This is a genomic window from Dokdonia sp. PRO95 (assembly GCF_000355805.1).
In the GTDB taxonomy this organism is placed as follows: Bacteria; Bacteroidota; Bacteroidia; order Flavobacteriales; family Flavobacteriaceae; genus Dokdonia.
The window spans coordinates 744,009-770,962 of the sequence record NZ_CM001837.1 but is presented as its reverse complement, the minus strand read 5'-3'; the positions used below and the strand labels follow the sequence as shown (position 1 = coordinate 770,962).

Genomic DNA, 26,954 nt, shown 5'->3' with positions numbered 1-26,954 from the left:
GTTTTTTCTTATAATATTTTTCTTAAAAATCTTGAGAGCCTGTAAAAAGGTTTAAGAGACGTTTGGCTTTTGTTTTTAATCCTTTCACACAGGGTGAGAGGGAATCTATTAAACTCAAAAAAAAGAAAAATGAGTACACAAAAATTAGCAACCAAAGCGTTGCACGCAGGACACGATTATGCAGCAAACGGAGGAACAAGAGCCGTGCCTATTTACCAGAGCACTGCCTACGTTTTTAATGATGCAGACCACGCAGCAAACCTTTTTAACCTCTCTGAGCCAGGTTTTATCTACACACGTCTTAATAATCCTACAAATGATGTGCTAGAGAAGCGCCTCACAGAGATAGAAGGAGGGCTGGCAGCTGTAGTAACCGCATCTGGTACTGCGGCAATTAACACCACGCTACTTACACTGTTAAAGCAAGGGGACCACGTAGTAGCCTCAAGTAGTCTCTATGGAGGAACGTATAATTTACTAAGTGTGACGCTTCCTCGTTTTGGGATTACAACCACTTTTGTAGATCCTTCAGATCCAGAAAATTTTAAAAACGCAGCACAAGAAAATACCCGTGCCTTCTTTGTGGAGTCACTAGGTAATCCTAAGCTGGATGTATTAGATTTAAAAGGTATTTCCGCTTTCGCGAAAGCGCACAAAGTGCCTTTCATTGTAGATAACACAGTGGCAACTCCAGCGCTTCTTAACCCAATTGAGCACGGGGCAGATATCGTGATTCACTCTCTTACAAAATACATAAACGGTAATGGTACCGCACTAGGTGGAGTAATCATAGATGCAGGAAAATTTGATTGGAGTAATGGTAAATTTCCTGAGTTTACAGAGCCTTCTGCAGGTTACCACGGCTTAGTGTACCACGATGCACTAGCAGAGGCAGCGTTTATTGCAAAGGTGCGCATAGAAGGATTGAGAGATCACGGTGCGGCGTTGAGCCCATTTAATGCATTCCAAATATTACAAGGGCTAGAAACACTAGAAATTAGATTGCAAAAGCACTCGCAAAATGCACTTGCACTTGCGCAGTGGCTAGAAACTCGTGATGAGGTGGCGTGGGTAAACTACCCAGGCCTTGAGTCAAGTAAGTACAATGATCTTGCAAAGCAATACTTGCCTAAGGGACAGAGTGGGATTGTCACCTTTGGTATAAAAGGTGGTTTTGAAAGTGCAAAAACTATTGCAAACGAGACTAAGCTTTTCTCACTACTCGCAAATATAGGTGATAGTAAATCACTCATTATACACCCAGCGAGTACCACACACCAGCAACTCTCAGACCAAGAGCAAGAGGCAACTGGAGTGACTAAAGATCTCGTGCGTCTTTCTGTAGGTCTTGAGAATATAGAAGATCTTAAAGAAGATCTCGTAGCGGCTTTTGCGCGCGTAGATAAAACTGTTTTAGTGTAATTAATTGTGATGCTCCAGCTAGCTTTTTTGCCAGAGCTAGTTGGAGCTTTTTTACAATAAGTAGCCTTTCACCCCATCTTAAACTGCAATACATATGCTTAACATAGTATCCATATCATCTTTTACCACACGTTCTGGTTATCATTGTGATCTCGAAGTGTCATACCAGCTGGCGGGTCAGGTACTAGGTACGGCACCTGTAGTACTGGTTAATCACGCGCTCACGGGTAACTCTACCATAACCGGTAATAAGGGCTGGTGGAGTGATTTGATAGGTAAAGAAAAAGCTATAGATACAGGTTGCTACACCATACTATCTATAGATATACCAGGTAATGGCCACGCAAGCACGCAGCGCATTACAGCTTATAAAGAGTTTACAAATTATGACATCGCACGCATACACGGGGAGGTGCTACAGCATCTTAACATAACATCACTTTTTGCCGTTGTAGGTGGTTCCTTAGGAGGGCAGATAGCCTGGGAACTCGCAAGCCAACAGCCGCAGCTTATAAAACATTTAATACCCATTGCGACAGACTGGAAAGCGACAGACTGGGTGATAGCACAATGTCACATACAAGACAGCTTTCTTACCCATTCTAGCCAGCCCGTAGCAGATGCGCGTATGCACGCAATGACCTTTTATCGCACACCAGCTTCTTTTAAAGAGAAGTTTAATCGCAGTAAGCGCGATGAGCAATTATATAATACACAAAGCTGGCTTAATCACCACGGCATAAAGCTCTCAGAACGATTTTCGCTATCGGCATATAGGCTTATGAATCAGTTATTGCTTAGTGCAGATATTACACAAGGAAGCAAAGATTTTAAAGAGTCCCTGTGTGACTTTACCGGTACCGTGCATCAAGTAGCTATAGATACAGATGGACTTTTTCTAGCAGATGAGATGTATGAGACCCACTTGCAATTACAAGAGATGGGTGTCTCATCTACCTATGATGAGATTAAATCCATACACGGTCACGATGCCTTTTTAATAGAATATGAGCAGTTATCAAGCTTTGTAAAACCCATTTTTTCAACACAATTATGTCACAAATAAACATCGCCATTTTTGGTATAGGTAATGTGGGGAGCACGCTCATCACACAGATTACAGATTTTAATAAAAAGTCTTCTAGTAAGCAACTTAACATTTTTTGTATTGCAAACTCTACACTGGCATTATTTCAAAATGAGACGACAGGCAGCTGGAGTGCAGATTTTGAGAACCAGGCACATCCATACACACTTGATGATATTTACGCTTACGCGAAAAAATTAAAACAACAACAAGAGTCAAATCACGATGATAAAAGCTCGTTTATCGCGGTAGATGTAACTGCGAGTCAGCAGTTTGTAGAAAACTATGTAGCTCTCGTCGAAAATGGATTTCATATTGTAACGGCAAATAAAATTGCAAACACACGCTCGTATGATTTTTATAAAACCCTGCGTAAATCCTTAAAACAGCACAACAAGAAGTTCTTATACGAAACAAACGTAGGAGCAGGACTGCCTATCATTGAGACCATAAAAAGTTTATACGATAGTGGTGAAGAAATACATAAGGTACGAGGTGTATTTTCTGGCTCTCTTAGTTATTTGTTTAACACCTTTTCGGCAGAGGATAAGAGTTTTTCAGACATATTACTTGAGGCAGATGCGTTGGGACTCACTGAGCCAGATGCTAGAGAAGATCTATCTGGTAAAGACGTGGCACGCAAGCTCTTGATTTTAGGGAGAGAGGTAGGACTCACAAAAGAGTTTGACGATGTAAAAGTACAATCACTAGTGCCTAAAGCTTTAAATGGTACCACTACCTTACCTCAGTTTCGCGAAAGCGTAAAAACCCTTGATGCCATTTTTGAGAAAAGTAAATCCCAACTAGGAGCAAATGAAGTGTTGAGACACGTAGGTGAGTTAGATTTAAAAACACAACAGCTTGAAGTAAAACTAGTGCAAGAGTCTAAGCACACAGCACTGGGGCAAACGCAAGGTGCAGATGCCGTTTTTGAAATTTATACAGACTCCTACGGCGACCACCCACTTGTGATACAAGGAGCTGGCGCAGGAAAGGCAGTGACGGCAAGAGGCGTGCTGACTGATATTTTAAAAATCACGACAAGCCTTAATTAGTTATGAGCACGGCAATTACAAACGCACTAAAGGAGCGTATCCTCGTGCTAGATGGTGCGATGGGAACGATGCTACAGGCATATAACTTTAGTGAAGAAGATTTTAGAGGAGAGCGCTTTAAAGATTTTCATCGGTCTGTAAAAGGTAATAATGATTTACTGTCACTCACGCAGCCTGCCGCAATTGCAGAGGTGCACCGCAAGTATTTTGAAGCGGGAGCAGATATTGTGGAGACTAATACCTTCTCGAGTACCACCATCGCAATGGCAGATTATGAGATGGAGGAGTATGTGTATGATTTGAATTACGCTTCCGCGAAAATTGCCAAAAATGTCGCTCAATCCATAACCACAAAAGAACCTCACAAACCACGATTTGTAGCAGGGAGCATAGGCCCTACAAACAAGACAGCGAGTATGTCGCCAGATGTAAATGACCCGGGTTATCGTGCGGTGAGTTTTGAAGAACTTAGAGTTGCTTATAAGCAGCAAGTAGAAGCCTTGCTAGACGGTGGTGTGGATTTGCTGCTGGTAGAAACTGTGTTTGACACGCTCAATGCAAAGGCTGCGCTCTTTGCGATAGATCAGGTAAAAGAGGAGCGAGGGGTAGACACGCCAGTAATGATTTCTGGCACCATAACAGACGCCTCTGGTAGAACGCTTTCTGGGCAAACGGCAGAGGCATTTTTAATTTCAGTATCTCATATTCCGCTGTTGTCTGTTGGTTTTAACTGTGCGCTAGGTGCTAGTCAGCTGCAGCCACATCTAGAAGCCATAGCAAGTAAAACAGAGGTGGGTGTTTCTGCACATCCTAATGCGGGATTGCCTAATGCCTTTGGGGAGTATGATGAAACACCAGAGCAAATGGCAACGCAGATTAAAAAATACATAGATAAAAACCTTGTAAATATTGTGGGTGGCTGCTGTGGCACCACACCTGCACACATTAAAGCCATTGCTCAACTAGTAGCCAATGTAACCCCTAGAAAATGTAAGCTATAATGAATGTGACTCCTAGATATATGCGACTTTCTGGTCTTGAGCCTTTAGTGATTACGCCAGAAAGTAATTTTATAAATGTAGGAGAACGTACTAATGTCGCGGGGTCAAGAAAGTTCTTGAGACTCATTAAAGAACGACAATTTGAAGAAGCACTTTCTGTCGCTAGAGATCAAGTAGAAAACGGTGCGCAGATCATCGATATTAATATGGATGACGGTCTCATAGATGGCAAGGAGGCGATGGTTACCTTTTTAAATCTTGTGATTGCAGAGCCAGATATCGCGAGAGTGCCCATTATGATAGATAGTTCAAAATGGGAGATTATAGAGGCTGGCTTGCAAGTAGTACAAGGTAAATGTGTTGTAAACTCTATTTCTTTAAAAGAAGGAGCAGCCATTTTTATACAACAAGCAAAGGCAATCAAACGTTATGGTGCCGCTGTGATTGTAATGGCATTTGACGAAGTAGGTCAGGCAGATACTTATGAGCGTCGCATTGAGATTGCAAAGCGCAGCTACGAGATTTTAGTTAATGAGGTAAACTTCCCGGCAGAAGATATCATTTTTGATCTCAATATTTTTCCTGTGGCGACGGGTATGGATGAGCATAAACGCAATGCATTAGACTTTATAGAGAGCACGCGATGGGTAAAAAATAATTTACCTCATTGTAGTGTGAGTGGTGGTGTAAGCAATGTGTCTTTTAGTTTTAGAGGAAATAATGCCGTGCGCGAGGCGATGCACTCGGTGTTTTTGTATCACGCTATTGATTCAGGGATGAATATGGGTATCGTTAATCCCGCCTTGCTGGAGGTGTATGATGATATTCCAGCAGATTTACTAGAGCGTGTAGAAGATGTAATACTCAATAGAAGAGATGATGCAACAGAGCGCCTACTCACATTTGCAGAGACCGTAGGTCAAAAAGAATCTACACAAAAAGAAACCGAAGCCTGGCGAACAGAGGATGTGCAGAGCCGTATCACCAGAGCACTAGTAAAAGGAATAGATGCCTATATTCTACAAGATGTAGAAGAGGCCAGACAAGCTGTAGATGCTCCTATCAAAGTGATAGAAGGCCACTTAATGACGGGTATGAATGTAGTGGGAGACCTTTTTGGCAGTGGTAAGATGTTTTTACCTCAAGTAGTAAAATCTGCCAGAGTGATGAAAAAAGCCGTTGCTTGTTTATTGCCCTACATAGAAGAAGAGAAGTTGAGAAACGGTACCCAAGCCGCGAGTCAGAGTGCGGGTAAAATTGTAATGGCAACCGTAAAAGGAGATGTGCACGACATAGGTAAAAACATCGTGAGCGTTGTGCTAGCGTGCAATAATTATGAAATTATAGACCTAGGTGTGATGGTGCCACCAGAAAAAATCATAGCCACCGCTCTTGCCGAAAATGCAGACATCATAGGTCTAAGTGGTTTAATTACACCTAGCCTCGATGAGATGGTTTATCTAGCCAAAGAGCTAGCAAGACAAGATATCAAAATCCCAGTTTTGATAGGTGGTGCGACCACAAGCAAGGCACACACCGCTGTGAAAATTGACACGCATTATGAGAGTGCCGTTGTGCACGTAAACGATGCCAGCAGGGCGGCAACTATTGTGGGTGATTTATTACAGAAAGATACAAGTGTTCTTTTTAAAAATAAACTCAAAGAGGAATACGCCCGCTTTCGCGAAAATTTTAACTCAAGACAACGCATTAAGGAATATGTGACGATTGAGCAGGCGAGAGCAAATAAATTAAAAATAGATTTCAAAGCCGAGGATATTGTCGCTCCAAAAGAACTAGGTGTACAGGTGATTGAACATTTAGATCTCAACGAACTGGTGCCTTATATAGATTGGAGTCCATTTTTTAGGAGTTGGGATTTGCACGGTAAGTACCCAGAGATTTTGACAGATGAGGTGGTAGGAAAACAAGCCAGCGAACTATTTGACGATGCACAACAAATGCTCAAAAAAATCATTACCGAAAAATGGCTCACTGCCAAAGCGACTTTTGGTCTTTTCAAAGCAAATGCAAATAACCAAGATGATATTGTAGTAAATCAGGAGCGAGTAGAGGGTTCGGTGGTTTTTAGAACGCTCAGGCAACAATCAAAAAAGGCAGCGGGCAAGCCCAATATCGCGCTATCAGATTTCATTGCTCCGCTAGATAGTGGATTGCAAGATTATATGGGTGCTTTTTGTGTTACAGCAGGATTCGGAACAGCCAGAAAGGCAAAAGAGTTTGAAGATGCGCTAGATGATTACAGCGCTATAATGATTAAAGCACTTGCAGATAGACTCGCAGAAGCCTTTGCCGAATATCTACATAAGGAAGTGCGCACAAAACACTGGGGATATGCCACTAGAGAAGCACTAGCAAATACAGATTTAATTAAAGAAAAATACCAAGGAATACGTCCAGCGCCAGGTTATCCCGCTTGTCCAGATCATTTGGAGAAAGAGACTATCTGGAAATTGCTTGGCGTGGAAGAGTCCATAGGTGTTACCCTTACCGAAAGTTTGGCAATGTGGCCGGCGGCAAGTGTGAGCGGATATTATTTCGGGCATCCTGAGGCGAGGTATTTTGGTTTAGGTAAAATAAAAGAAGATCAAGTAAAGGACTATGCGAGCCGCAAGAATATTGCTTTCGCGAAAGCGGAAAAATGGCTCACCCCAAATATAGCAGAGTAGATTATGACAAAAGTACGAGATCACATAGCAGAAGCAATAGCAGCGAAGAGAACCGATTTTTCTTTTGAAATCTTGCCACCTCTCAAAGGGCAAAATATCAATACCATTTTTGATAATATAGATCCGCTTATGGAATTTAAGCCGCCTTTTATAGATGTAACTTATCACCGTGAGGAATATATTTATAAGGAGCGTGAGGATGGGTTGCTAGAGAAAAAGGTAGTGCGTAAACGCCCTGGTACCGTGGGTATTTGTGCTGCGATACAAAACCGCTATCAAGTAGATGCAGTGCCGCACGTGTTGTGTGGTGGTTTTTCAAAAGAAGATACTGAGAATTTTTTGATAGATATGGATTTTCTAGGTATTGAGAATGTGATGGCCTTACGTGGTGATGCGGTAAAGAGTGAGACTTACTACAAGCCCAATAAAAACGGAAATATCTATGCGCAGGATCTCGTAGAGCAAATTATTGATTTGAACAACGGCACCTACTTAGATGAAGATTTGCAGAACAGTGCAAAGACAGACTTTTGCATAGGAGTAGCGGGATATCCAGAAAAGCACCTAGAAGCGCCCAGTCTTGAAAGTGATATTCATTTTTTAAAGAAAAAGCTAGAAGCTGGGGCCTGTTATGTGGTGACCCAAATGTTTTTTGACAATCAGAAATACTTCGACTTTGTAGAAAAATGTAGAGCCGCGGGTATCACAAAACCTATTATACCAGGACTCAAGCCGCTGGCGACAAAGAAGCAACTCAATTTAATTCCGCAACGCTTTAGTGTAGACGTGCCAGATGCACTAGTAATGGAAGTTGTAAAAGCCAAAGACACTGCTGCCATACGCCAGATAGGGATAGAGTGGTGCATACAGCAAAGCAAGGAGTTGCAAGCTGCTGGCGTACCCGTGTTACATTATTACTCAATGGGTAAAAGTGATAATATTAGACAGATAGCAGCGGCTGTTTTTTAAGGTTTAGTATTGGTTGTTACTATCAATTTACGACAACAGTTGCATTACATGTATTTGGATTGCCAGCTAAAGTGATGGTAAAAGTATCTGTCTGATTAGCTTTAGGGATTCCAGTGGCTGATAAGGTGATCGAATTCACTCCTAAATGAGGAAATATTCCGCTTGCACTAAAACTATATCCGTTAGTAGTGTTTGTGCTTATTGTGTAGGGAGTAATGACTTTGACTAACACATCAATAGTGATGGTATTGTTTGTGTTGAGAGCAATACCGGTTATGTAATTTCCACTTACTATTATTGACGTACAATCTAAATTATTTTCACCACGTTCGGCAAGACAAGTAGACCACGCTGTTCCTTTGTAATACTGAAAACAATTATCATCACTATTATATATAAAGAGTCCAGCTATAGGTGAAGGTATTGCATCACGCTGTTGAGTGGTCAATGAGGGGAGTAAAACTCCTTTATCTTTAGATACAATATCTAGTGCAGCAGATGGGTCTGGAGTTGTGGTGTTGATGCCAATTTGAGAGAAGCTTATACTTAACCAAAGTAAGGAAGCTATGCAGGTGAAAGTAGTTTTTGACATTTTCTAAATTTTTGAAACCAAAGCAATTACCTAATGTAGAGTTGTACCTCATTAACTGCATTGCCATTTGCCGGTAATCCGCCGTTCCACGAGTATCTACTGCCTATTGAATAGAACCAATTTCCAAAACCTACAGAGCCGTCAAGGTATGTACTGCCTCCGGATCTCTCTAATCCTCCCCAACCGTTTTGAGTCATATCGAGAGTTATAGGTACATAACCAGCAACTGGACTTGTTCCTCCGCCGCTTCTAGGGTCAAAATCTTGTTTCCAGTGGTTTCTTAAATTAAGCGTGGGATAGTAGATTCTAAACTCATAGGAAGTGTCACTCTTAATGTCATCTAGTCTACTCAAAATAGAATATTTAGATGTTGTAAGTCCTGGTAGTAGTACATTGAACTCGCTAGCTTGGGTATCATTTAGCCAGTATCCTCCTGCAATGTTATGATTAAAGACAAGAGTCCAGCCTCCGCCGTCATTTGTCATATCACAGTAACAGTCGTATGGTGCTAGAGGACCAGCGCCATCTGTGTCAATAGTATATATGCCATCTGTTGTAGATCCGCTATTTCGATATTCTAGGCAGTTGCGTAGTATAGAATCTGTAGTGACGTCTACAGTACATAAGTTGGAATTTCCAGCGAGGGATATTGTGAAAGTATCTGTTTGAGTAATAAGCGGTATGCCAACACCAGTTAGCGTAACACTTGTTAATCCCGCATTTGTAAATACACCTGCTCCAGTAAAACTATAGCCATTAACGGTGTTTGTTGTAATTAAGTACGGTCCTACTACATTTACGAGAACATCTATGGTGATGGAGCCATTTCCAGCAAGAGGTATTCCTGTTGCAAAAGTACCATTTGCTACTGGAGAAGTACAATCTAAGGAGTTAGTGGGAGCTTCGGCAAGACAGTCAGACCAACCAGTAGCTTTGTAAAATTGGAAACAGGTACTGTCTGTATTAAAAATAAATAATCCTTCTGCTGGTGCTGCAATTGCATCTCTTTCTGCAGCCGTCATTCTAGGTAATAATAATCCTCGGTTTGACGAAGATATATCAAGAACTGATGACGGATCTGGATTTGTAGTGTTTATGCCAACTTGCGCATTAGAATGGGAGAGAGTTAATGCAAAAAGGAATAAAAAAAAGAAATTTTTAAACATTTAAGGAAGTTGAGGGATTTTTCTTTTATCAAAAGTAAAGGTTCTTTATGTACTTGTAATAAATAAGTTAGGGGAATTTTGTAGAAATTTTTCGGTGTGAATAATCTATGGTTTTTCGGTGTCGTTAAACATTTTAAAGCTCATGATTAGATAACATTATTTTGGAATTAATATTCAATACGTGTATGCCAGTATTTTTTAATTATAAATTATCCCTATTTCAAAGTAGAGTTTTTTAGTACTTTCGTTCTAGATATGCTCTCGCGAAAAACTAAATATGGTATTAAAGCCTTAACGTACATCGCCCGTGAACAACGGGAAGATGCAATGGTGCAAATAGGCACGATTGCTGAAAGTGAGAATATCTCTCAAAAATTTCTTGAAAGTATTATGCTTACGCTTAAAAAAGCAGGTTTCGTATCTAGCCGAAAAGGTAAAGGAGGCGGATATCAACTGCGACGTGAGCCTAAGGATATTAAAATGGTTGAGGTCATGAGAGTACTTGAAGGACCCGTTGCCATGCTACCATGTGTGTCTCTCAATTATTATGAACGTTGTGCAGACTGTAAAGATGAGGATGCATGTTCCGTTCATAGTCTAATGATTCAAATACGAGACAATACACTTCTTGTGTTAGAAAAGAACACGCTTGCAGACCTTGTGGCGGCTGCCAGTTCTTAGTCCTATTTGTTAGCTTTTTCTTTAAAACAACAATAATTCTTGTTAACCTAAGTTAATAATTTTACATTTGCCGATTAACCCTAGTAATCCGATAGGAATAAATAATTCTGAAATGATTATCGATTCGCTTGTTTTAAAACAATCAAAAAATACTTCTAAAGAGAAAACTCCTGCCTCGGCAGAAAAACCTATGCGCAGTATTGTGAAGTCCATAAGCTGGAGAGCAATAGGGACACTTGATACAATAGCTATTTCATGGTTTGTTACGGGTACGCTATCCTTAGCGTTGAGCATAGGGGCAGTAGAACTAGTATCAAAAATGGCGCTCTATTTTTTTCATGAGCGTGTTTGGAATTTAATAAAATGGGGAAAATAATGAAGTTTACTCAAGAGCAAATAACACAATTTAATAGTGCTTTAAAATCACAAAGTCCATCAGACGTTGTAAAATGGGCATTAGAACATGCTGAAAAACCTGTGATAACAACAAATTTCAGGCCTTATGAGGCAGCCATCTTACACGTGGTTTCTCAAGAGTTTGATAAGATTAATGTAGTATGGTGTGATACAGGTTACAATACTCCAGAAACCTATAGTCATGCAGAAGAGGTTATTAATCAACTAGCACTTTCTGTTGATTTATATGTTCCAAGACAAACACGTGCACATCGTGATGTTGTTATGGGTAATCCATCTGTCACAGATGAAAGTCATAAAGAGTTTACAGAGCAGGTAAAATTAGAACCTTTCCGTAGAGCTATGGAAGTCCATAAGCCAGATGTGTGGTTTACTAATTTAAGGCAGGGGCAAACGGCACATAGAGATAACTTAGATATTTTAAGTTTAAGCAAAGATGGCGTTCTTAAAGTAAGCCCTTTTTATTATTGGTCAGATAGTGAGTTAGACAAGTACTTAGTAGATCATAACTTGCCTAATGAACATAATTATAATGATCCAACAAAAGTTTTAGAACATAGAGAATGTGGTTTACATCTCTAAGCAGAGAGACATATGAAAGAGATATTAAAGACTAATGCACTCGAGAGTGAGTCCATTTATATATTTAGAGAGGTAGTTGCTCAGTTTGAAAATCCAGTATTATTATTTTCAGGAGGTAAAGATAGTATTACCTTGGTGAGACTTGCCCAAAAAGCATTTTATCCAGCTGCCATACCATTTCCATTACTACATGTAGATACGGGTCACAACTTCCCAGAGACCATCAAATTTAGAGATGATCTAGTAAAGGAACTCGGGCTTAATTTAATTGTGCGTAATGTGCAAGATGCTATTGATCAGGGGAAAGTGACAGAAGAAACTGGAAAGTATGCTAGTAGAAATAGCTTACAAACAACTACATTACTTGATGCTATTGAGGAGTTTAAGTTTGATGCATGTATAGGTGGCGCTCGTCGTGATGAGGAAAAGGCACGTGCAAAAGAACGTATCTTCTCCGTACGAGATGATTTTGGACAGTGGGATGAAAAAAACCAGCGACCAGAATTATTCGATTTGCTTAATGGTAATATAGAATTAGGACAAAACGTGCGTGTTTTTCCTATCTCAAACTGGACAGAGCTTGATGTATGGAGCTACATACAACAAGAAAATATCGAAATTCCAAGTATTTACTTCTCACATACAAGAAAAACATTTGAGCGTGATGGGATGATATGGAGCGCTTCAGATTGTGTGTATAGAGATGACAATGAAGAGGTAGAAGATCGTGTAGTGCGTTTTAGAACCGTAGGTGATATGACATGTACTGCAGCTGTAGCTTCTGAGGCAGTTACTATACAGCAGATAGTAAACGAAATTAAAGTAAGCCGTATTTCCGAACGAGGCGCGCGTATAGATGATAAACGTAGCGAGGCAGCAATGGAAAAACGTAAACAACAAGGTTATTTTTAGATTATGGAAGTATTGAAACTGGCAACTGCTGGAAGTGTAGATGATGGAAAGAGTACTTTAATAGGTAGATTGTTATACGACACGCAATCACTTACTGATGATAAACTTGAGGCTATAGAAAAAAGCAGTAAAAAGTTAGGGTATGATTACCTAGACTTTTCACTAGCAACAGATGGATTAGTGGCAGAACGTGAGCAAGGAATCACGATTGATGTAGCTCACATTTATTTTTCGACGCCTACTAAAAGTTATATTATAGCAGACAGCCCTGGGCATGTAGAGTACACTCGTAATATGATTACTGGAGCGTCAAATGCTTCTGTGTCTATTATTCTTATAGATGCTAGAAAAGGCGTTATCGAGCAAACATTTAGGCATTTCTTTATCAATGCGCTTTTACAAGTTAAGCACGTGGTAATTGCAGTAAATAAAATGGACTTGGTAGATTATGATCAGTCTGTTTTTGATAGTATTAAAAATGACATTGATGCACTTCGAGCAAAGAGTGGTTATAAAGATCAAGAGATAACGTTTATTCCTATAAGTGCACTTACAGGGGATAATGTGGCTTCCGCTTCCGCGAAAATGAGCTGGTATGAAGGACCATCTATTTTAGGATATTTAGAAAACGTAACACCAGAAGCAGCTAGCGATACGCCTATGCGTTTTCCTGTGCAAACAGTAATACGACCAAAAACCAATGCTTTTCATGACTTTAGAGGATATGCAGGTAAGGTGTATGGGAGTTCCATTGCAGTAGGAGATGACATAACAGTACTACCTAGCTTAAAGTCATCAAAAGTTCAAGATATATTCAGCTACAAAGACTCATTTAAAGAAGCCCAAGCGGGTAATTCTATAACACTCACGCTAGAAGATGATATTAATGTCACTAGAGGTGATATTATTGTGAAGTCTAGTGACATTCCTGAGCAAACAAAAGAGCTTAAAGCTACGGTATGCTGGATGGATGATACAGTACTTACTGCTGGAAAAAAATATGAATTGCAGCATATGACCCAACGCATACTTGCAAAGGTATCTCAAATACAAGAAATCATCCCGACAGATTACTCAACACGAGACTCTGGAGCAAGTGAAGTTACAATTAACGAAATTGCAACGGTACATTTTAAACTTGCTAAATCACTTTTTTATGATCGTTACATAGATCATAAGCAAGGAGGCTCATTCATTATTATTGATCCCATTACAAATACAACAGCTGGAGTTGGATTCATAAAGTAATTTAACTAGCACAGCGTATTAAAAAAACAAAGCCCATTCTTTTTAAAGAATGGGCTTTATCATTAGTAGTTGTCTTAGTCTATTACTTTTTTGCTAAGAAAGGGTATCTGTAATCTGTAGGAGTTACAAATGTTTCCTTAATCATACGTGGGCTTACCCAGCGTAGTAAGTTAAGCATAGAACCAGCCTTATCATTAGTTCCAGATGCACGAGCTCCACCAAAAGGTTGTTGCCCTACAACTGCTCCAGTAGGCTTGTCATTAATATAGAAGTTACCTGCTGCATTTTTAAGAGCCTTAGTAGCCTCTTGTACAGCATAACGATCTGTTGCTAGTATTGCTCCAGTAAGTGCATACTCACTAGTGCTGTCTACAAGCTTAAGCATCTCGCTCCAGTCTTTATCTTCATATACATAGATAGTCATCACTGGGCCAAAAAGCTCTGTGTGCATTGTTGTATAGTTAGGATCTGTAGTTACGATAACAGTAGGCTCAATAAAGTAACCTTTCTTCTTGTCGTGTCCACCACCTACGATGATCTCTGCATTTGCATCTTCTTTTGCTTGGTCAATATATTTTGCAAGCTTGTCAAAAGATCCTTCATGTATTACCGCAGTAATAAAGTTAGTCATGTCCTCTGGAGAACCCATTTTAAAAGACTTCACATCCTCTATAACGTACTCTTTTACTTCTTCCCAGATAGAAGCAGGAATGTAACCGCGACTTGCTGCACTACATTTCTGTCCTTGGAATTCAAAAGCACCACGCGAGATTGCTGTTGCAACTTGCTTAGCAGGAGCAGTAGGGTGAGCAACGATAAAATCTTTACCACCAGTTTCACCTACGATACGTGGGTATGTCTTGTAATTGTGAATGTTCTCACCTATTTTTTTCCAGATATCCTTAAATACATGAGTAGATCCTGTGAAGTGTAGTCCAGAAAAATCTGGGCTTGCAAGTACGGTATCTGTAATCATGATAGGATCTCCGTGTACAACTTGGATTACACCATCTGGCACACCAGCCTCACGGAAGATGTCAAGAATAATCTTAGCCGAAAGCATCTGGCTATCAGAAGGCTTCCATACTACTACATTCCCCATAAGTGCACAGGCAGCAGGAAGGTTTGCAGCAATTGCAGTAAAGTTAAAAGGAGTAATCGCATAGATAAACCCTTCTAGTGGACGGTATTCTAATCTATTCCAAGCTCCAGAAGTAGACTCTGGCTGCTCATTATAGATGTCTGTCATAAACTGCACGTTAAAACGTAAAAAGTCTATAAGTTCACAAGCAGCATCAATCTCAGCTTGGTAGATAGTCTTAGACTGGTTGATCATCGTTGCAGCATTAATCTTTGCACGGTATGGCCCTGCAATAAGCTCTGCAGCTTTAAGAAAGATGCCTGCACGCTGCTCCCATGGAAGCTCTGCCCACTCTGTACGAGCCTCTAGAGCTCCAGCAATTGCTTGATCAATATGTGTTTTTTCTGCAAGATGATACTCACCTACCACTTTCTTGTGATCGTGTGGTGGAGTGATCGTGCGTGTATTTTTTGTGCGCACTTCTTTACCGTTGATGTACATCGGTACTTCTGTGTGTGCATTAAATAATTCTTTATAAGCTGCTGCTACCGCCTCGCGTTCTGGAGAGCCTGGAGCATAAGATTTTACCTCTTCGTTTACAGCAACTGGAACTTGAAAAAATCCTTTTCCCATGATGTTTTTTTGTTTTGTTTTTTACGAGTTGTAAAGTTACAAATTTAAGATAGGATGATACAGGTCTTTGGGAAGAGTGTAACAAGTGGGATTTTTACGCTTTCGCGAAAGCGTAACTTAGAAACATATCTTATGAAACTCTGCCAATCTTTTTTTCGTAATTTCACCCATTAAACTGCGACTTATCCCTTAATGTGTACTGTAACCTATATTCCGAAAGAAAATAATACGTTCATTCTTACGTCTAATCGCGATGAAGCGGTGGGTAGAACCACCCTCGTTCCAGACTTTTATGATGTAGATGGAACAAAGATGCTATTTCCAAAAGACGCTGTCGCGGGCGGTACGTGGATAGGCATTTCCGAAAAAAATAGGATGATATGCTTGCTTAACGGTGGTTTTGAAATACACGTGAGAAAGGAAAGTTATACCATGAGTCGAGGCATCGTTGTAAAAGAACTTCTCAAGGCAGCCGATTTGTCTGAGGCTATCGATACGTTCAATTATAAGGGTATTGAGCCTTTCACGATTGTAGCTATAGACTGGAGTAGTGCACTTAAGGCTACAGAACTCGTTTGGGATGGTGAGAAAGCACATATAACAGTGCTAGATCATGAGCCAAAAATATGGTCGTCCTCTACATTATATGACGCCACCATGAAAGAAAAACGGAAGACATGGTTTGCTGCTTTTAAGGAGACTACAGACTGGAGTAAGGAAAGTTTATTTAACTTTCATACCAAGGCAGGAGAAGGTGATGCGCATATAGATCTGCAAATCAATCGCGGACTTTTAAAAACAGTAAGTGTTACTCAGGTGGAGAAAATAGATGATACATGCGTGATGACGTATAATGACCTTCAAAAGGAGGAAGTTCACACCGCTCAATTTGAAATGATACCTGCGTGATATATAACGGAAAGATTATAGTGCTCGCTTTTCCAGATACGTTTGTAAAAATGTCTGATGAGCTCATGTGTAAAATTTTACCTCTCATGGGGCTAGGTACCCGCACCCATATCAAAGCAGGTCACGCTGCGCTTGTGCTTATAGAAAATGAGACTGGTAAAGCGCAATATTTTGATTTTGGCAGATATATTACTCCCAAAGGAAAAGGTCGTGTGCGTGGTGCAAATACAGATATAGAACTTAAAGTACCCGTAACGGCAATTGTAAATAATGGAACGCTTGAAAATCTAGATGAGCTATTATTGTGGCTTGATGCACATCCAGAAAAAACGCACGGGTCAGGCAGACTTGTAGCCTCGCTTTGCTCGGCTATTAATTATGAGAAAGCACTTGCTTACATTAATTCACTACAAAGTCAAGGCAGTGTTCCTTATAAAGCCTTTGGAAAAATAGGAAGTAATTGCGCTCGTTTTGTTACAGAGACGATCCTAGCTAGTACTGAGGATAAGGCTATTATTAAATACCTTAAGCGTAACAAGAAGTTTACACCGAGTACCGTAGGTAATGTTGAGAAAAGCGCTTCAGAAGAAGGAGTTTATCAAGTTTTTAATGGTGAGATTGCTCCATATAACTCAACTGCGCTACGCGAGAATCTTACAAATTACTTTGACAGACGAGTTCCCGCTGCGTACACTGTTGAAGATGAGGGTGTGTTGCCAGAAAACGTTTACTTTCTAGAGGGCACAGGTAGTAGTGCGTATTTTCACCTTGAGATTCTCTCTGAGGTAAAAGGTGTTGTAAGAAGGTTTACTGAGTTTGGCGAGCAGGATTTTCAAGGTGTTACTGTATTTCCAGAGGGTTTCTCGGTGGTGAGTGATTATCGTTTTGTGTATGATAGTAACTGCGTATATTGCACGCTTGAGCAGGGAGATTCACTTTTTCGCCTTGAGCTTACTTCTCAAGAATTCTCGGATATTAGTTTAGAGCAAAAGGCGCACTCAGCTTAAAAACTGGGATTTTTACCCTAAAATTACGTGTAGTAGTAAAGTTTACCATCTGGTAAAAACCTTGCATTGCCCCAAAGGCAGAGTTGAGCAAGCATCCAGAACTGTATGTGTGGCTTTCGCCAGGTTTGAGAACAGGTTTTTTACCTATTACACCTTCTCCAGCAACGGTCTCTGGTGCGCTAAGGGCATCTGTGATTCTCCAATGACGAGCCATGAGTTGCACGCTGTCTTTACTCTGGTTTGCTATCGTTATTTTATAGCCAAAGGCATAGCGCATTTTATGATTTTTATAAAATGTGCCCTCAAAGGTAGTCTCTACAGAAATCTTGATTCCTCGTGTAACTTGTTGTACCATTCTTAAAATAAAAATGCAGTGATTGCAAAGAAAATTACGGCAAATATTGTTGCTCCTAAATAGAATATGATATTTAAAAATACAAATTTTAGTAGCGTCCACCTTCTTTTTTGTTTATAAAAATTGCGAAGTGCCTTGTAAAAGTAAAATGGACCGACTAATAGAAGTAGGAGTGATGCAACTATTTCATCCCCAATAAGTAGGTCTGGAATGATGGCTATAAGTAGTACTAAAAAGACCCAACTAAAAATGTGGAATATGAACACTAGATGCTCCATATAGTTGAATCGCTTTTTTGAATATATCAGCCACAAAAAGAGTGCAAAAATAGGTGCGAAAAAGAATAAGAAGAAAGGAATTTTTGAAGCTAAGAACCTAATAAAACGTGCTGGATTATCTTTTACACGTTTTATATCTTCATTCTTGCTATATAAAAAAATGTTTGTTCTAGTCTTGCTAAAGTTTAAGCTATCGAGAGCAGTTACTGGATCACTTATTTCTGTATACTCAAAGAAATCATAAAAAATCTCGCCCTTTGTTGCGATTCTAGAAAGATACATCCCGTCAATAGAGGCTTCAGAACGGGTGCTGTAAGGAACTTTCTTGACGGCTCTCTTTGTGGAGTCCTTTGTCTTTTTTCGCTCTTTAAGTTTTGAGACGCTATTTTCAATAGTATTATTAATTCTTTCTTCTAGCAGATCTGCATCTTCTTGATTGAGATTTTGAAGTTCATTTATGTTGATGTCTTTGGTAATGTCTTTTATTGCGTCAATATCTCCTTGTGCTTCATCAACATTGAATTGGATGACTCCATCATCTGTGAAGTCTAGATCATTATTGCCATTTATAAAGCCTATGATGGCTAGTATTATAAAGTAAGAAATAGAGGCGCTTAGAAAGAACCGAAAAGGGTTTGCATATTTAAGACGTTTCCCATCTACATAATACCTAGTGATGGTGCCTGGTTTAAACAATAAATCTTTTACTGTGTATCTAAATCGAGAATCATAAGTAAATACGCTCAGTATAAATTCATTAAAAAAATCTTTGAGCGTAAGTCTTTTGGTGGTGTTTATTTGACCGCAGTATGCACAAAAACGGTCAGAAAGTTCTAGCGGATGCTTACAGTTTAAGCATTCTACCCCTCGATATCGCATCGCCTTTCGGCTAGTTGGTTTGATTTCTGTTTCCTTCACGATATAAATATAGGATTTTTAGAAGGATACGCTTTCGCGAAAGCGTAAAGAAATAACACTAAATAAGTACCATACGATTAGTTTGTAATCTGGCTAGAGTTTGTGGCGCCATATCCTAGGAGTTCATCAAATCGTCCGCCAGGCTTGCGGTAGTACACGAGAATCTGATAATCATTTTCTGTCTGCCAGAAGTTGCCATCTATATTATTCTTCTCTTCAATACTTCCATCTGCGTTTACCAGTATATATCGATAGTTGTAAAATCCTTGTTTAAGCAAATAAGGTAACTCATAACGACGCGAGTCGCTATTGTAAGTAAGGGCAGTGCTCTTGTCGATTACATAATTATTAAAGTTTCCATAGACATGTATGGACTGTCCTTCGTTAATTTCTGGATATTGCAAAGAGAAATGAATCCACACATACTCTGCCTCTGTGAGTGGTGTGCGACCTTCTAAGGTGTTGATTAAGAAATTACCGTTAATGTCTGGATTGTAGGTGTATGGCTCATCATAGCGAGCTGGATTCGTGTAGAGGTAATTGTGGTAAAGACTTTTAAGCTCTATGCTGCGTATTGCAAAAGTAGATGATCGTACGTCTTTGTTTTCAAAGTTAAAAAACTCATTACCGCCCCAGAAAGCTGTTTCTTGATCATAGCGGTACTCAAGCTTACTCCCTATATTGTATTGAGGGTCTACGCCTGTGATAGCTGTTTTTAAGTTGTTGTTCTGGATAAGAACAGTATGCAGGTTGTTTTTAGGGTTGATAATGAGGTCGTCTCCAGAGTCTACAAAGAAGCGTAGTACTTGCTTACTATCTATATAACGTAAATCTCGAGACCTCTTAACTTCTGCTCCTACACTATATTTTGGGTTGTAAATCATAAACTTACGAGAAAAAACTAGTTGGTCATCCTCATCGTAAATACTTAAAAGATAATTACCTGTTTTAGTGAGTCTCTTTGTTATCTTATTAGGTATACTTAAGTCGTAATGAGTATAGAGTTGTAATGTAGCCACCGAATTCTCAAACCCAAGAATACGCACATTGTCCATACCTTCCATAAACTCAGAGCGTACGAGATCGCTAGGAGTCCAATCTGCATTATGGTGAGTTATTTTGTAATAATAATCACGTTCATCACCTATAATATCGTCAAAGGAAAGGCGTAAACGACTTCCTAGTTTGATAATAGGGAGTGAGGTGCCGGTTGTGCTGTTTTCATTAAACTGTACGGTTTTAATAAAAGCAGGTTCGGGAAGTTCTTGCACTGCTTGAGCAGCGGCAGATAACGAAAGAGCAAGTAAGAATATGGTAAAATATGGTCTCATAAAAATATGAATGGTTACCAAATATAAACAATTTTGATGCCGAGATATTGCGTCGATCTATATGGCATGGCAAATTATGATGTTTGATGATTACGCTTACGCGAAAATGTGATAACGGGAAGTGTATCACTGCCTACTTTTTGAATAGATTTTTAAAGATTTTAGCCCCTAGCTTATGGTTGCTTAAAAATTATTTTTGAGCAGGCTAAAGCAAATAGGCTTAACAATAATCTTAAAATATAGATTTTTCTGAGGTGAAAACGTTTGAAATATAGTGTTTTGAGAAGCTTTGTTTAATGAGTTGTGTAAAACGTTATTTAGAAATGTTATAAATAATACTTTCACTTAGTCACACTCGGAAATACGGACCGTATTATGTAAATTTGCAAACCTCAATTTAAGAGGATTTTAGATAACATAAATCTACTGACATATGTCAAAAGACATCAGAATCAAAAAAGGTCTTGATATCCGATTAGTAGGCGAAGCAGAAAAAACAATTTCTGAGGCGCCAAGATCGCGTACCATTACTATTAGACCTTCAGATTTTCATCTCATTACTCCTAAAATGGTCGTAAAAGAAGGAGCGACCCTACAGGCAGGAGATGTAATATTTTACTCAAAGTCTCAAGAAGAAATCAAATTTGTATCTCCAGTTGCTGGAACAATTACAGAAATCAAGCGTGGCGCTCGCCGTGTGATTACTGATATTGTGATTGAAGCAGATTATGCTGGTGCTACTCGTGATCTAGGAGCTTTAGGAGCATCTGCAAGCGCAGAGGCAGTAAAAGCGAGATTACTTGAAGGAGGAGTTTGGCCATTTATTAAGCAACGTCCTTATGATGTTGTTGCAAATCCAACAGTAACTCCAAAGGCGATCTTTATCTCTGGATTAAACACGGGACCACTCGCTGCAGACCTTGATTTTGTTCTTGCAGGTAAGGAAGCACACTTACAAGCAGCAGTTTCTGCGCTTGCAACGCTTACTTCCGGAGGTGTTCATGTTTCTATAGGAGCAAGCTCTTCTATATTTTCTGGACTTAAAGATGTTGTAACTCATACAGTAAAAGGACCACACCCGGCTGGGAATGTTGGAACTTTAATTAATAAAACAAGCCCAATCAATAAGGGAGAAACTGCGTGGACGATTGCTGCACAAGATCTTGCTGTTATTGGAGAGTTGTTGCTTACAGGTAAGTTTAATGCACAGCGTGTTATATCTGTATCTGGATCATCGATCAAAGCGCCTAAGTATTACAAGACAATGATAGGGGCTGAGGTTTCTACATTTGCTTATGCTGCAGGGGTAGAAGGAGATAACAACCGTTTTATTTCTGGTAACGTACTTACGGGTAATAAAGTGAGTCCAGATGGAGCTCTTGGTTTTTATGCAACTGAGTTTGTTGCTATCCCAGAAGGTGATGATTATGAATTCTTTGGGTGGAATAAGCCTGTTTTTGATAAGATATCGCCATCTAGAGCGCTTACGTTCTCATGGATGCAACCTAATAAAAAATATGATCTTGATACCAATACAAATGGTGAGCACCGTGCGTTTGTTGTAACAGGAAACTACGAAGAGGTTTTTCCTCTAGATATCTACCCTATGCAAATCCTTAAGGCTTGTATGGTAGAAGATTTAGATGAGATGGAAGCACTTGGGATGTACGAAGTAGCTCCAGAAGATTTTGCACTTACTGAGTTTATGTGTGTGTCTAAACAGCCACATCAAGAAATTATCAGAAAGGGATTAGATGTTATGTATAAAGAAATAGGATAAGTTATGGGAATGAAAGAAAGTTTACATAAGCTTAAAATGAAGTATGAAGGGAAGAAGATGGCTCCGGCTTTCAACGCACTTCACACTTTTTTATACGCTCCTAATGAGACAACACATAGTGGTGGTCACATTAGAGCGGTAGATGATTTAAAGCGAACAATGAACACGGTAATCATCGCATTGATTCCTTGTTTGTTATTTGGAATATTTAATGCTGGATACCAGCATTACTATGCAGTTGCAGAGGTTGCTGGAACAGCAGCAGAGTATAAAGCTGTAGGTTTCTTTGATGGAAATTTCTGGAACTGGGATAACTTTGCAATGGGAGCTTGGACAGTATTACCGCTTGTGGTGGTTTCGTACGGTGTAGGTCTTCTTGTAGAATTTATTTTTGCAGTTATAAAAGGACACGAAGTAGAAGAAGGTTACCTAGTAACTGGAATGCTTGTGCCACTTATTGTTCCTATTGATATTCCATTATGGATGCTTGCAGTAGCGGTAATCTTTGGTGTAGTAATAGGTAAAGAAGTATTTGGAGGAACAGGGATGAATATCCTTAACCCTGCACTTACTATACGTGCTTTCTTATTCTTTGCATATCCTACATGGATGTCTGGAGATAAAGTATGGGTACACCAAGCAGTAGATATGGCTGGGCAGCCAGATGCAATCTCTGGGGAAACTATCTTAGGTAGTTATGCACAGAATAGTACTGTTGCTTACGACTATTGGGATATGTTTGCTGGTTTTATACCAGGTTCTGTAGGAGAGACATCAAAACTTTTAATCATTTTTGGTGCTGCATTCTTGATCTTTTCAAAAATAGCAAGCTGGAGAATTATACTTTCTGCAGTAGCAGGAGCACTAGTGATGGGGCTTATCTTTAACGGAGTAGTTGACGCAGGATGGATTGATAATTCAAGTAAGTTTTACGGATTGATGAGTGTTCCTTTCTGGCAACACCTTATCATAGGTAGTATCTTATTTGGTGCTGTATTTATGGCAACAGATCCCGTTACAGGTTCACAAACTAATAAAGGAAAATACATCTACGGATTCTTAATAGGATTTATATCTATCATGATTCGTGTATTTAACCCAGCATACCCAGAAGGAGTTTTCCTTGCGATATTATTAATGAACGTATTTGCTCCTACAATTGATCACTACGTGGTACAAGGGAATGTGAAGAAGAGAATGAAGCGTCTTAAACTTAAAACAGCATAACGATGGCAAAGACAGACGGAAACGGATATACAATTCTCTTTGCGACTATTATGGTAGTCGTAGTAGGAGGAGTTCTAGCAGGACTAGCACAAGGTCTTAAGCCTGCTATTAAAGAAAATGAGCGCTTTGAAAAGCAGCAAAACATTCTTTATGCTATGGGCGTAAATGAGAATGTAGAAGGTGATGGAGGTGTAAACTTCATCCCTACTGATAAGGTAGAAGCAGAGTACGATAAGTACATTAAAGAAGCTTACATCATCCAGAATGGTAAAGTGACTCAAAGTGATGAGGCATTTACTGTAGATATGAAGAAGCAAAGCAAGTTGCCTAAAAATGAGCGCAAGATGCCTCTTTTTGTGGGAGAGCGTGATGGTAAACAATTTTTTGTTGTGCCTATGTACGGTAAAGGACTTTGGGATGCTATCTGGGGATATGTGGCGCTAGATAAAGATCTAGTTGTTCAAGGTGTGTTTTTTGATCACAAAGGAGAGACTCCTGGTCTAGGTGCAAACATTAAAGAGCGTTACTTTATGGACGACTTTACTGGTGAGCAGATTATGTCAAAAACTCAGTACTCAGGTATCACAGTTGCAAAAGGTAACAATGATCCAAAAAATGAACGTAAGGACGATAATAAAGTAGATGCTCTAGCAGGTGCAACTATCACTGGTGACGGTGTGAGTGCAATGATTAAAAGCACACTTAAAAGCTACGTTCCAGTAATTAAAGATTTTAAAACCAAAGCATAATGGCGATACTATCAAAAAAAGATCAACGACTCATTCTTGATCCATTAGCAGATGATAACCCAATTACTATTCAAGTATTAGGTATCTGTTCGGCACTAGCAATTACTGCTCAGCTTAAAGCGTCTATCGTAATGGCAGTATCTGTACTATTTGTACTAGGTATTGGTAACGTAGTGATATCGCTTATGCGTAACATCATACCATCAAAAATTAGAATTATTGTACAACTTATCGTTGTGGCAACACTTGTAATTGTAGTAGACCAGACGCTCAAGGCATTTGCTTATGAGCTTAGTAAAGAACTTTCAGTCTTTGTAGGTCTTATCATTACAAACTGTATCATTATGGGACGTTTTGAAGCTTTTGCTTTAGGTAACGGTCCATACAGATCATTTTTAGACGGGATAGGTAACGCACTTGGTTATGGTGTAATCTTAATCATAGTAGGTTTCTTTAGAGAGCTATTAGGTTCAGGAACGCTTCTAGGTGTTAAAGTACTAGGAGATCCAATAGAAAAGACAGGATTATACAGCATAGGCTACGAGAACAACGGTTTTATGTTATTATCACCTATGGCACTTATCGTAGTTGGACTCATTATTTGGGTACAGCGTAGTAAGAACCCTGCACTCGTAGAAGAGAACTAGAAAATGAATTATCACGCTTTCGCGAAAGCGTAAACCTATAAAATCAAAGATATGTTAGAGCATATTGAATTATTTTTCAAATCGATTTTCATAGACAATATGGTATTTGCCACTTTCTTAGGAATGTGTTCTTACCTAGCCGTGTCTAAAAAAGTGTCAACCGCTGTTGGTCTTGGTGCTGCTGTCATATTTGTACTAGCAGTAACAGTGCCTATAAACTGGCTACTTGACCAGTATATTCTTCGTGATGGCGCACTAGCGTGGTTAGGACCAGAGTATGCAGATTATGACTTAAGTTTCTTATCATTCATACTATTTATTGCAACTATTGCAACAATGGTACAACTAGTAGAGATTGTAGTAGAGAAGTTCTCTCCGTCATTATATAACTCACTTGGTATTTTCTTACCACTTATTGCAGTAAACTGTGCCATCTTAGGAGGGTCATTATTTATGCAATCTAGAGATATCCAAACGTTAGGTCTTGCCTTTAACTATGGTATATCTTCAGGTATAGGGTGGTTCCTTGCAATTCTTGCAATTGCAGCGATACGTGAGAAAATACGTTACTCAAATGTTCCTGCTCCATTAAGAGGTCTTGGTATTACTTTTATCATTACAGGTCTTATGGCAATAGGTTTTATGAGTTTTGGAGGAATGCTTACAGGTGGTGACGAAGAAGAAGCTGCACCTGCTACCGAAGCTGCTCAAATAGAGTTACAAGAAGAAAATACGCAACCCGTAGCTATGATCGAGGTTGAAATTGCTAACGAAAAAGAAAACTAATTATGTTACTAGCTGCATCAATGTCTGGCGTTGTTATCGCCACAATCGCTGCCTTTTTAGTGCTTACGTTAATCCTTGTGGGCTTATTGCTTTTTACTAAGCAAAAGTTATCTCCATCAGGACCTGTAACAATTACTATAAATGGTGAAAAAGAAGTTGAAGTTGCCTCTGGAGGTACGCTCTTATCAACTCTTGGAAACAATAAAATATTCTTACCATCTGCTTGTGGAGGTGGAGGTACTTGTATACAATGTGAGTGTCACGTTCTTGAAGGAGGTGGAGAAGCATTACCTACAGAAACACCACACTTCTCTCGTAAGGAGCTTGCTCACGGAGCACGTCTTGCTTGTCAAGTAAAGGTGAAGCAAAATATGAATATCACGATTCCAGAAGAAGTTTTTGGAATTAAGAAATGGGATGCAACAGTTGTACGTAACTATAACGTAGCATCATTCATTAAAGAATTTGTAGTTGAGATACCAGAAGATATGGGGTATAAAGCTGGAGGATATATCCAGATTGAAATCCCTGAGTGTACGATTAACTACAAGGATATAGATATCACTGCTCACCCAGAAGAGCACGAAACACCAGATAAGTTTCAAGCAGAGTGGGATAAGTTTGGTCTATGGCCACTTACAATGAAAAATAATGAGACTGTAGAGCGTGCATACTCTATGGCTTCTTTCCCAGCAGAGGGACGCGAGATTATGCTTAACGTGCGTATTGCTACGCCGCCGTGGGATCGTGCTAAAAACCAATGGATGGATGTAAACCCTGGGGTTGCATCATCATACATATTTGCACAAAAGCCAGGTGATAAAGTAGTAATCTCTGGGCCTTATGGAGAATTCTTCATAAATGAATCTGAAGCAGAAATGCTTTACGTAGGAGGAGGAGCAGGAATGGCACCTATGCGTTCACACCTGTATCACCTTTTCAAAACCCTTAAGACGGGACGTACGGTTACTTACTGGTATGGAGGACGTTCTAAGCGTGAGTTATTCTACTTAGAGCATTTCCGTGAGTTAGAGAGAGAATTCCCTAATTTTAAATTCTATCTAGCGCTTTCTGAGCCTATGGAAGAAGATAACTGGCAAGTAAAAGACTCTACAGATGGAGAAGGAGACGGTTTTGTAGGTTTCATTCACCAGGTAGTAATAGACCAGTACTTAAGTAAGCACGAGTCACCAGAAGATATCGAACTTTATTTCTGTGGTCCTCCACTTATGAACAACGCTGTTCAGAAAATGGGAGAAGATTATGGAATTCCAGATGAGAACATCCGTTTTGATGACTTTGGAGGATAGTATATAATTTCGCTTTCGCGAAAACCTAAAAACCCGATACAGCAATGTATCGGGTTTTGTGTTTTTAGATATATTGTTACTTTCAAAACTATGCTGCAGTTAGGTACAGTTAACTGTGAAT

General features: G+C 39.5%; 25 protein-coding genes. 19 read left to right on the top strand and 6 right to left on the bottom strand.

Translation table 11 applies throughout. The annotated features are described in order from the left end of the window. Nucleotides 1-129: 129 nt before the first annotated feature. From D017_RS03325 to metF, 6 genes are all read left to right on the top strand, one after another. A complete protein-coding gene (locus D017_RS03325) occupies nt 130-1,422 on the top strand; it encodes an O-acetylhomoserine aminocarboxypropyltransferase/cysteine synthase family protein (RefSeq protein ID WP_035325679.1) in 1,293 nt (430 codons plus the stop codon). Between the two features lie 94 nt (nt 1,423-1,516). After that, the gene (locus D017_RS03320; RefSeq protein WP_035334646.1) at nt 1,517-2,488 is read left to right on the top strand and encodes an alpha/beta fold hydrolase; all 972 of its coding nucleotides are present in this window, start codon (nt 1,517-1,519) and stop codon (nt 2,486-2,488) included. Further along, a complete protein-coding gene (locus tag D017_RS03315; RefSeq protein ID WP_035334645.1) occupies nt 2,476-3,564 on the top strand; it encodes an aspartate kinase in 1,089 nt (362 codons plus the stop codon). Before D017_RS03320 ends, D017_RS03315 begins: the two co-directional genes overlap by 13 nt. A 2-nt stretch (nt 3,565-3,566) precedes the next feature. Continuing rightward, nucleotides 3,567-4,565, top strand: coding sequence for a homocysteine S-methyltransferase family protein (locus D017_RS03310; RefSeq protein WP_035334644.1), 999 nt, complete (start codon nt 3,567-3,569; stop codon nt 4,563-4,565). After that, nucleotides 4,565-7,255: a methionine synthase gene (gene metH, locus D017_RS03305; protein WP_035334643.1), complete on the top strand. Its 2,691-nt coding sequence runs from the start codon at nt 4,565-4,567 to the stop codon at nt 7,253-7,255. Before D017_RS03310 ends, metH begins: the two co-directional genes overlap by 1 nt. Before the next feature lie 3 nt (nt 7,256-7,258). Beyond that, nucleotides 7,259-8,224 carry a methylenetetrahydrofolate reductase [NAD(P)H] gene (gene metF, locus D017_RS03300; RefSeq protein WP_035334642.1) on the top strand — a complete coding sequence of 322 codons (966 nt, stop codon included), beginning with the start codon at nt 7,259-7,261 and terminating at the stop codon, nt 8,222-8,224. A gap of 22 nt (nt 8,225-8,246) precedes the next feature. On the opposite strand, the gene D017_RS03295 is transcribed toward metF, so the two are convergent. Beyond that, nucleotides 8,247-8,816: a hypothetical protein gene (locus D017_RS03295; RefSeq protein WP_035334641.1), complete on the bottom strand. Its 570-nt coding sequence runs from the start codon at nt 8,814-8,816 to the stop codon at nt 8,247-8,249. Nucleotides 8,817-8,842: 26 nt separating this feature from the next. Continuing rightward, the gene (locus D017_RS03290; protein ID WP_035334640.1) at nt 8,843-9,982 is read right to left on the bottom strand and encodes a fibrinogen-like YCDxxxxGGGW domain-containing protein; all 1,140 of its coding nucleotides are present in this window, start codon (nt 9,980-9,982) and stop codon (nt 8,843-8,845) included. A 255-nt stretch (nt 9,983-10,237) separates the two neighbouring features. Here D017_RS03290 and D017_RS03285 point away from each other — a divergent pair, with 255 nt between their 5' ends. The 5 genes from D017_RS03285 to D017_RS03265 all read left to right on the top strand — a co-directional run bounded on the left by D017_RS03285 (nt 10,238) and on the right by D017_RS03265 (nt 13,822). After that, the gene (locus D017_RS03285) at nt 10,238-10,663 is read left to right on the top strand and encodes an Rrf2 family transcriptional regulator (protein ID WP_035334639.1); all 426 of its coding nucleotides are present in this window, start codon (nt 10,238-10,240) and stop codon (nt 10,661-10,663) included. A 112-nt stretch (nt 10,664-10,775) separates the two neighbouring features. After that, nucleotides 10,776-11,039, top strand: coding sequence for a DUF2061 domain-containing protein (locus D017_RS03280; RefSeq protein WP_035334638.1), 264 nt, complete (start codon nt 10,776-10,778; stop codon nt 11,037-11,039). After that, a complete protein-coding gene (locus tag D017_RS03275; RefSeq protein WP_035334637.1) occupies nt 11,039-11,662 on the top strand; it encodes a phosphoadenosine phosphosulfate reductase family protein in 624 nt (207 codons plus the stop codon). The genes D017_RS03280 and D017_RS03275 overlap by 1 nt, the downstream gene beginning before the upstream one ends. Before the next feature lie 12 nt (nt 11,663-11,674). After that, nucleotides 11,675-12,574 (top strand): sulfate adenylyltransferase subunit CysD, encoded by a 900-nt coding sequence (cysD, locus tag D017_RS03270; RefSeq protein ID WP_035334636.1) that lies wholly within the window; start codon nt 11,675-11,677, stop codon nt 12,572-12,574. A gap of 3 nt (nt 12,575-12,577) precedes the next feature. Beyond that, nucleotides 12,578-13,822, top strand: a complete 1,245-nt coding sequence (locus D017_RS03265; RefSeq protein ID WP_035334635.1) for a GTP-binding protein — start codon at nt 12,578-12,580, stop codon at nt 13,820-13,822. A gap of 82 nt (nt 13,823-13,904) precedes the next feature. Here D017_RS03265 and pruA read toward each other — a convergent pair whose 3' ends face one another. Continuing rightward, nucleotides 13,905-15,536, bottom strand: a complete 1,632-nt coding sequence (gene pruA, locus D017_RS03260) for an L-glutamate gamma-semialdehyde dehydrogenase (protein ID WP_035334634.1) — start codon at nt 15,534-15,536, stop codon at nt 13,905-13,907. Between the two features lie 192 nt (nt 15,537-15,728). Here pruA and D017_RS03255 point away from each other — a divergent pair, with 192 nt between their 5' ends. Both D017_RS03255 and D017_RS03250 read left to right on the top strand, forming a co-directional pair. Then, the gene (locus tag D017_RS03255; protein WP_035334633.1) at nt 15,729-16,445 is read left to right on the top strand and encodes an NRDE family protein; all 717 of its coding nucleotides are present in this window, start codon (nt 15,729-15,731) and stop codon (nt 16,443-16,445) included. Then, on the top strand, nt 16,442-17,452 hold the full coding sequence (locus D017_RS03250) for a DUF6695 family protein (protein WP_152023858.1): 1,011 nt from the start codon (nt 16,442-16,444) through the stop codon (nt 17,450-17,452). The genes D017_RS03255 and D017_RS03250 overlap by 4 nt, the downstream gene beginning before the upstream one ends. On the opposite strand, the gene apaG is transcribed toward D017_RS03250, so the two are convergent. The 3 genes from apaG to D017_RS03235 form a co-directional block, all read right to left on the bottom strand. After that, a complete protein-coding gene (gene apaG / locus D017_RS03245) occupies nt 17,421-17,807 on the bottom strand; it encodes a Co2+/Mg2+ efflux protein ApaG (RefSeq protein WP_013750231.1) in 387 nt (128 codons plus the stop codon). The genes D017_RS03250 and apaG overlap by 32 nt on opposite strands. Nucleotides 17,808-17,809: 2 nt before the next feature. Beyond that, the gene (locus D017_RS14905; protein WP_152023857.1) at nt 17,810-19,003 is read right to left on the bottom strand and encodes a DUF3667 domain-containing protein; all 1,194 of its coding nucleotides are present in this window, start codon (nt 19,001-19,003) and stop codon (nt 17,810-17,812) included. 77 nt (nt 19,004-19,080) lie between these two features. Further along, nucleotides 19,081-20,334: a type IX secretion system plug protein domain-containing protein gene (locus D017_RS03235; protein WP_035334632.1), complete on the bottom strand. Its 1,254-nt coding sequence runs from the start codon at nt 20,332-20,334 to the stop codon at nt 19,081-19,083. A gap of 433 nt (nt 20,335-20,767) precedes the next feature. On the opposite strand from D017_RS03235, the gene D017_RS03230 reads away from it, so the two are divergent. Genes D017_RS03230 through nqrF form a run of 6 tightly spaced genes read left to right on the top strand, consistent with a single transcriptional unit; the run spans nt 20,768 to nt 26,833 of the window. Further along, nucleotides 20,768-22,114 carry a Na(+)-translocating NADH-quinone reductase subunit A gene (locus D017_RS03230; protein WP_035334631.1) on the top strand — a complete coding sequence of 449 codons (1,347 nt, stop codon included), beginning with the start codon at nt 20,768-20,770 and terminating at the stop codon, nt 22,112-22,114. A gap of 3 nt (nt 22,115-22,117) precedes the next feature. Continuing rightward, complete coding sequence (locus D017_RS03225; protein ID WP_035334630.1) at nt 22,118-23,341, top strand: NADH:ubiquinone reductase (Na(+)-transporting) subunit B; 1,224 nt, start codon at nt 22,118-22,120, stop codon at nt 23,339-23,341. A gap of 2 nt (nt 23,342-23,343) precedes the next feature. Continuing rightward, nucleotides 23,344-24,090, top strand: a complete 747-nt coding sequence (locus D017_RS03220) for a Na(+)-translocating NADH-quinone reductase subunit C (RefSeq protein WP_035334629.1) — start codon at nt 23,344-23,346, stop codon at nt 24,088-24,090. Beyond that, nucleotides 24,090-24,737 carry an NADH:ubiquinone reductase (Na(+)-transporting) subunit D gene (locus D017_RS03215; RefSeq protein WP_035334628.1) on the top strand — a complete coding sequence of 216 codons (648 nt, stop codon included), beginning with the start codon at nt 24,090-24,092 and terminating at the stop codon, nt 24,735-24,737. The genes D017_RS03220 and D017_RS03215 overlap by 1 nt, the downstream gene beginning before the upstream one ends. Nucleotides 24,738-24,788: 51 nt before the next feature. Continuing rightward, the gene (nqrE, locus tag D017_RS03210) at nt 24,789-25,523 is read left to right on the top strand and encodes an NADH:ubiquinone reductase (Na(+)-transporting) subunit E (protein WP_035334627.1); all 735 of its coding nucleotides are present in this window, start codon (nt 24,789-24,791) and stop codon (nt 25,521-25,523) included. 2 nt (nt 25,524-25,525) lie between these two features. Beyond that, on the top strand, nt 25,526-26,833 hold the full coding sequence (gene nqrF, locus D017_RS03205) for an NADH:ubiquinone reductase (Na(+)-transporting) subunit F (protein WP_035334626.1): 1,308 nt from the start codon (nt 25,526-25,528) through the stop codon (nt 26,831-26,833). Nucleotides 26,834-26,954: the final 121 nt, after the last annotated feature.

Bases quoted from the DNA above. Each gene is read 5' to 3' on its own strand.
- D017_RS03325 (WP_035325679.1), top strand. From the start codon at position 130: ATGAGTACACAAAAATTAGCAACCAAAGCGTTGCACGCAGGACACGAT.
- D017_RS03320 (WP_035334646.1), top strand. From the start codon at position 1,517: ATGCTTAACATAGTATCCATATCATCTTTTACCACACGTTCTGGTTAT.
- D017_RS03315 (WP_035334645.1), top strand. From the start codon at position 2,476: ATGTCACAAATAAACATCGCCATTTTTGGTATAGGTAATGTGGGGAGC.
- D017_RS03310 (WP_035334644.1), top strand. From the start codon at position 3,567: ATGAGCACGGCAATTACAAACGCACTAAAGGAGCGTATCCTCGTGCTA.
- metH (WP_035334643.1), top strand. From the start codon at position 4,565: ATGAATGTGACTCCTAGATATATGCGACTTTCTGGTCTTGAGCCTTTA.
- metF (WP_035334642.1), top strand. From the start codon at position 7,259: ATGACAAAAGTACGAGATCACATAGCAGAAGCAATAGCAGCGAAGAGA.
- D017_RS03295 (WP_035334641.1), bottom strand. From the start codon at position 8,816: ATGTCAAAAACTACTTTCACCTGCATAGCTTCCTTACTTTGGTTAAGT.
- D017_RS03290 (WP_035334640.1), bottom strand. From the start codon at position 9,982: ATGTTTAAAAATTTCTTTTTTTTATTCCTTTTTGCATTAACTCTCTCC.
- D017_RS03285 (WP_035334639.1), top strand. From the start codon at position 10,238: ATGCTCTCGCGAAAAACTAAATATGGTATTAAAGCCTTAACGTACATC.
- D017_RS03280 (WP_035334638.1), top strand. From the start codon at position 10,776: ATGATTATCGATTCGCTTGTTTTAAAACAATCAAAAAATACTTCTAAA.
- D017_RS03275 (WP_035334637.1), top strand. From the start codon at position 11,039: ATGAAGTTTACTCAAGAGCAAATAACACAATTTAATAGTGCTTTAAAA.
- cysD (WP_035334636.1), top strand. From the start codon at position 11,675: ATGAAAGAGATATTAAAGACTAATGCACTCGAGAGTGAGTCCATTTAT.
- D017_RS03265 (WP_035334635.1), top strand. From the start codon at position 12,578: ATGGAAGTATTGAAACTGGCAACTGCTGGAAGTGTAGATGATGGAAAG.
- pruA (WP_035334634.1), bottom strand. From the start codon at position 15,536: ATGGGAAAAGGATTTTTTCAAGTTCCAGTTGCTGTAAACGAAGAGGTA.
- D017_RS03255 (WP_035334633.1), top strand. From the start codon at position 15,729: ATGTGTACTGTAACCTATATTCCGAAAGAAAATAATACGTTCATTCTT.
- apaG (WP_013750231.1), bottom strand. From the start codon at position 17,807: ATGGTACAACAAGTTACACGAGGAATCAAGATTTCTGTAGAGACTACC.
- D017_RS03235 (WP_035334632.1), bottom strand. From the start codon at position 20,334: ATGAGACCATATTTTACCATATTCTTACTTGCTCTTTCGTTATCTGCC.
- D017_RS03230 (WP_035334631.1), top strand. From the start codon at position 20,768: ATGTCAAAAGACATCAGAATCAAAAAAGGTCTTGATATCCGATTAGTA.
- D017_RS03225 (WP_035334630.1), top strand. From the start codon at position 22,118: ATGGGAATGAAAGAAAGTTTACATAAGCTTAAAATGAAGTATGAAGGG.
- D017_RS03220 (WP_035334629.1), top strand. From the start codon at position 23,344: ATGGCAAAGACAGACGGAAACGGATATACAATTCTCTTTGCGACTATT.
- D017_RS03215 (WP_035334628.1), top strand. From the start codon at position 24,090: ATGGCGATACTATCAAAAAAAGATCAACGACTCATTCTTGATCCATTA.
- nqrE (WP_035334627.1), top strand. From the start codon at position 24,789: ATGTTAGAGCATATTGAATTATTTTTCAAATCGATTTTCATAGACAAT.
- nqrF (WP_035334626.1), top strand. From the start codon at position 25,526: ATGTTACTAGCTGCATCAATGTCTGGCGTTGTTATCGCCACAATCGCT.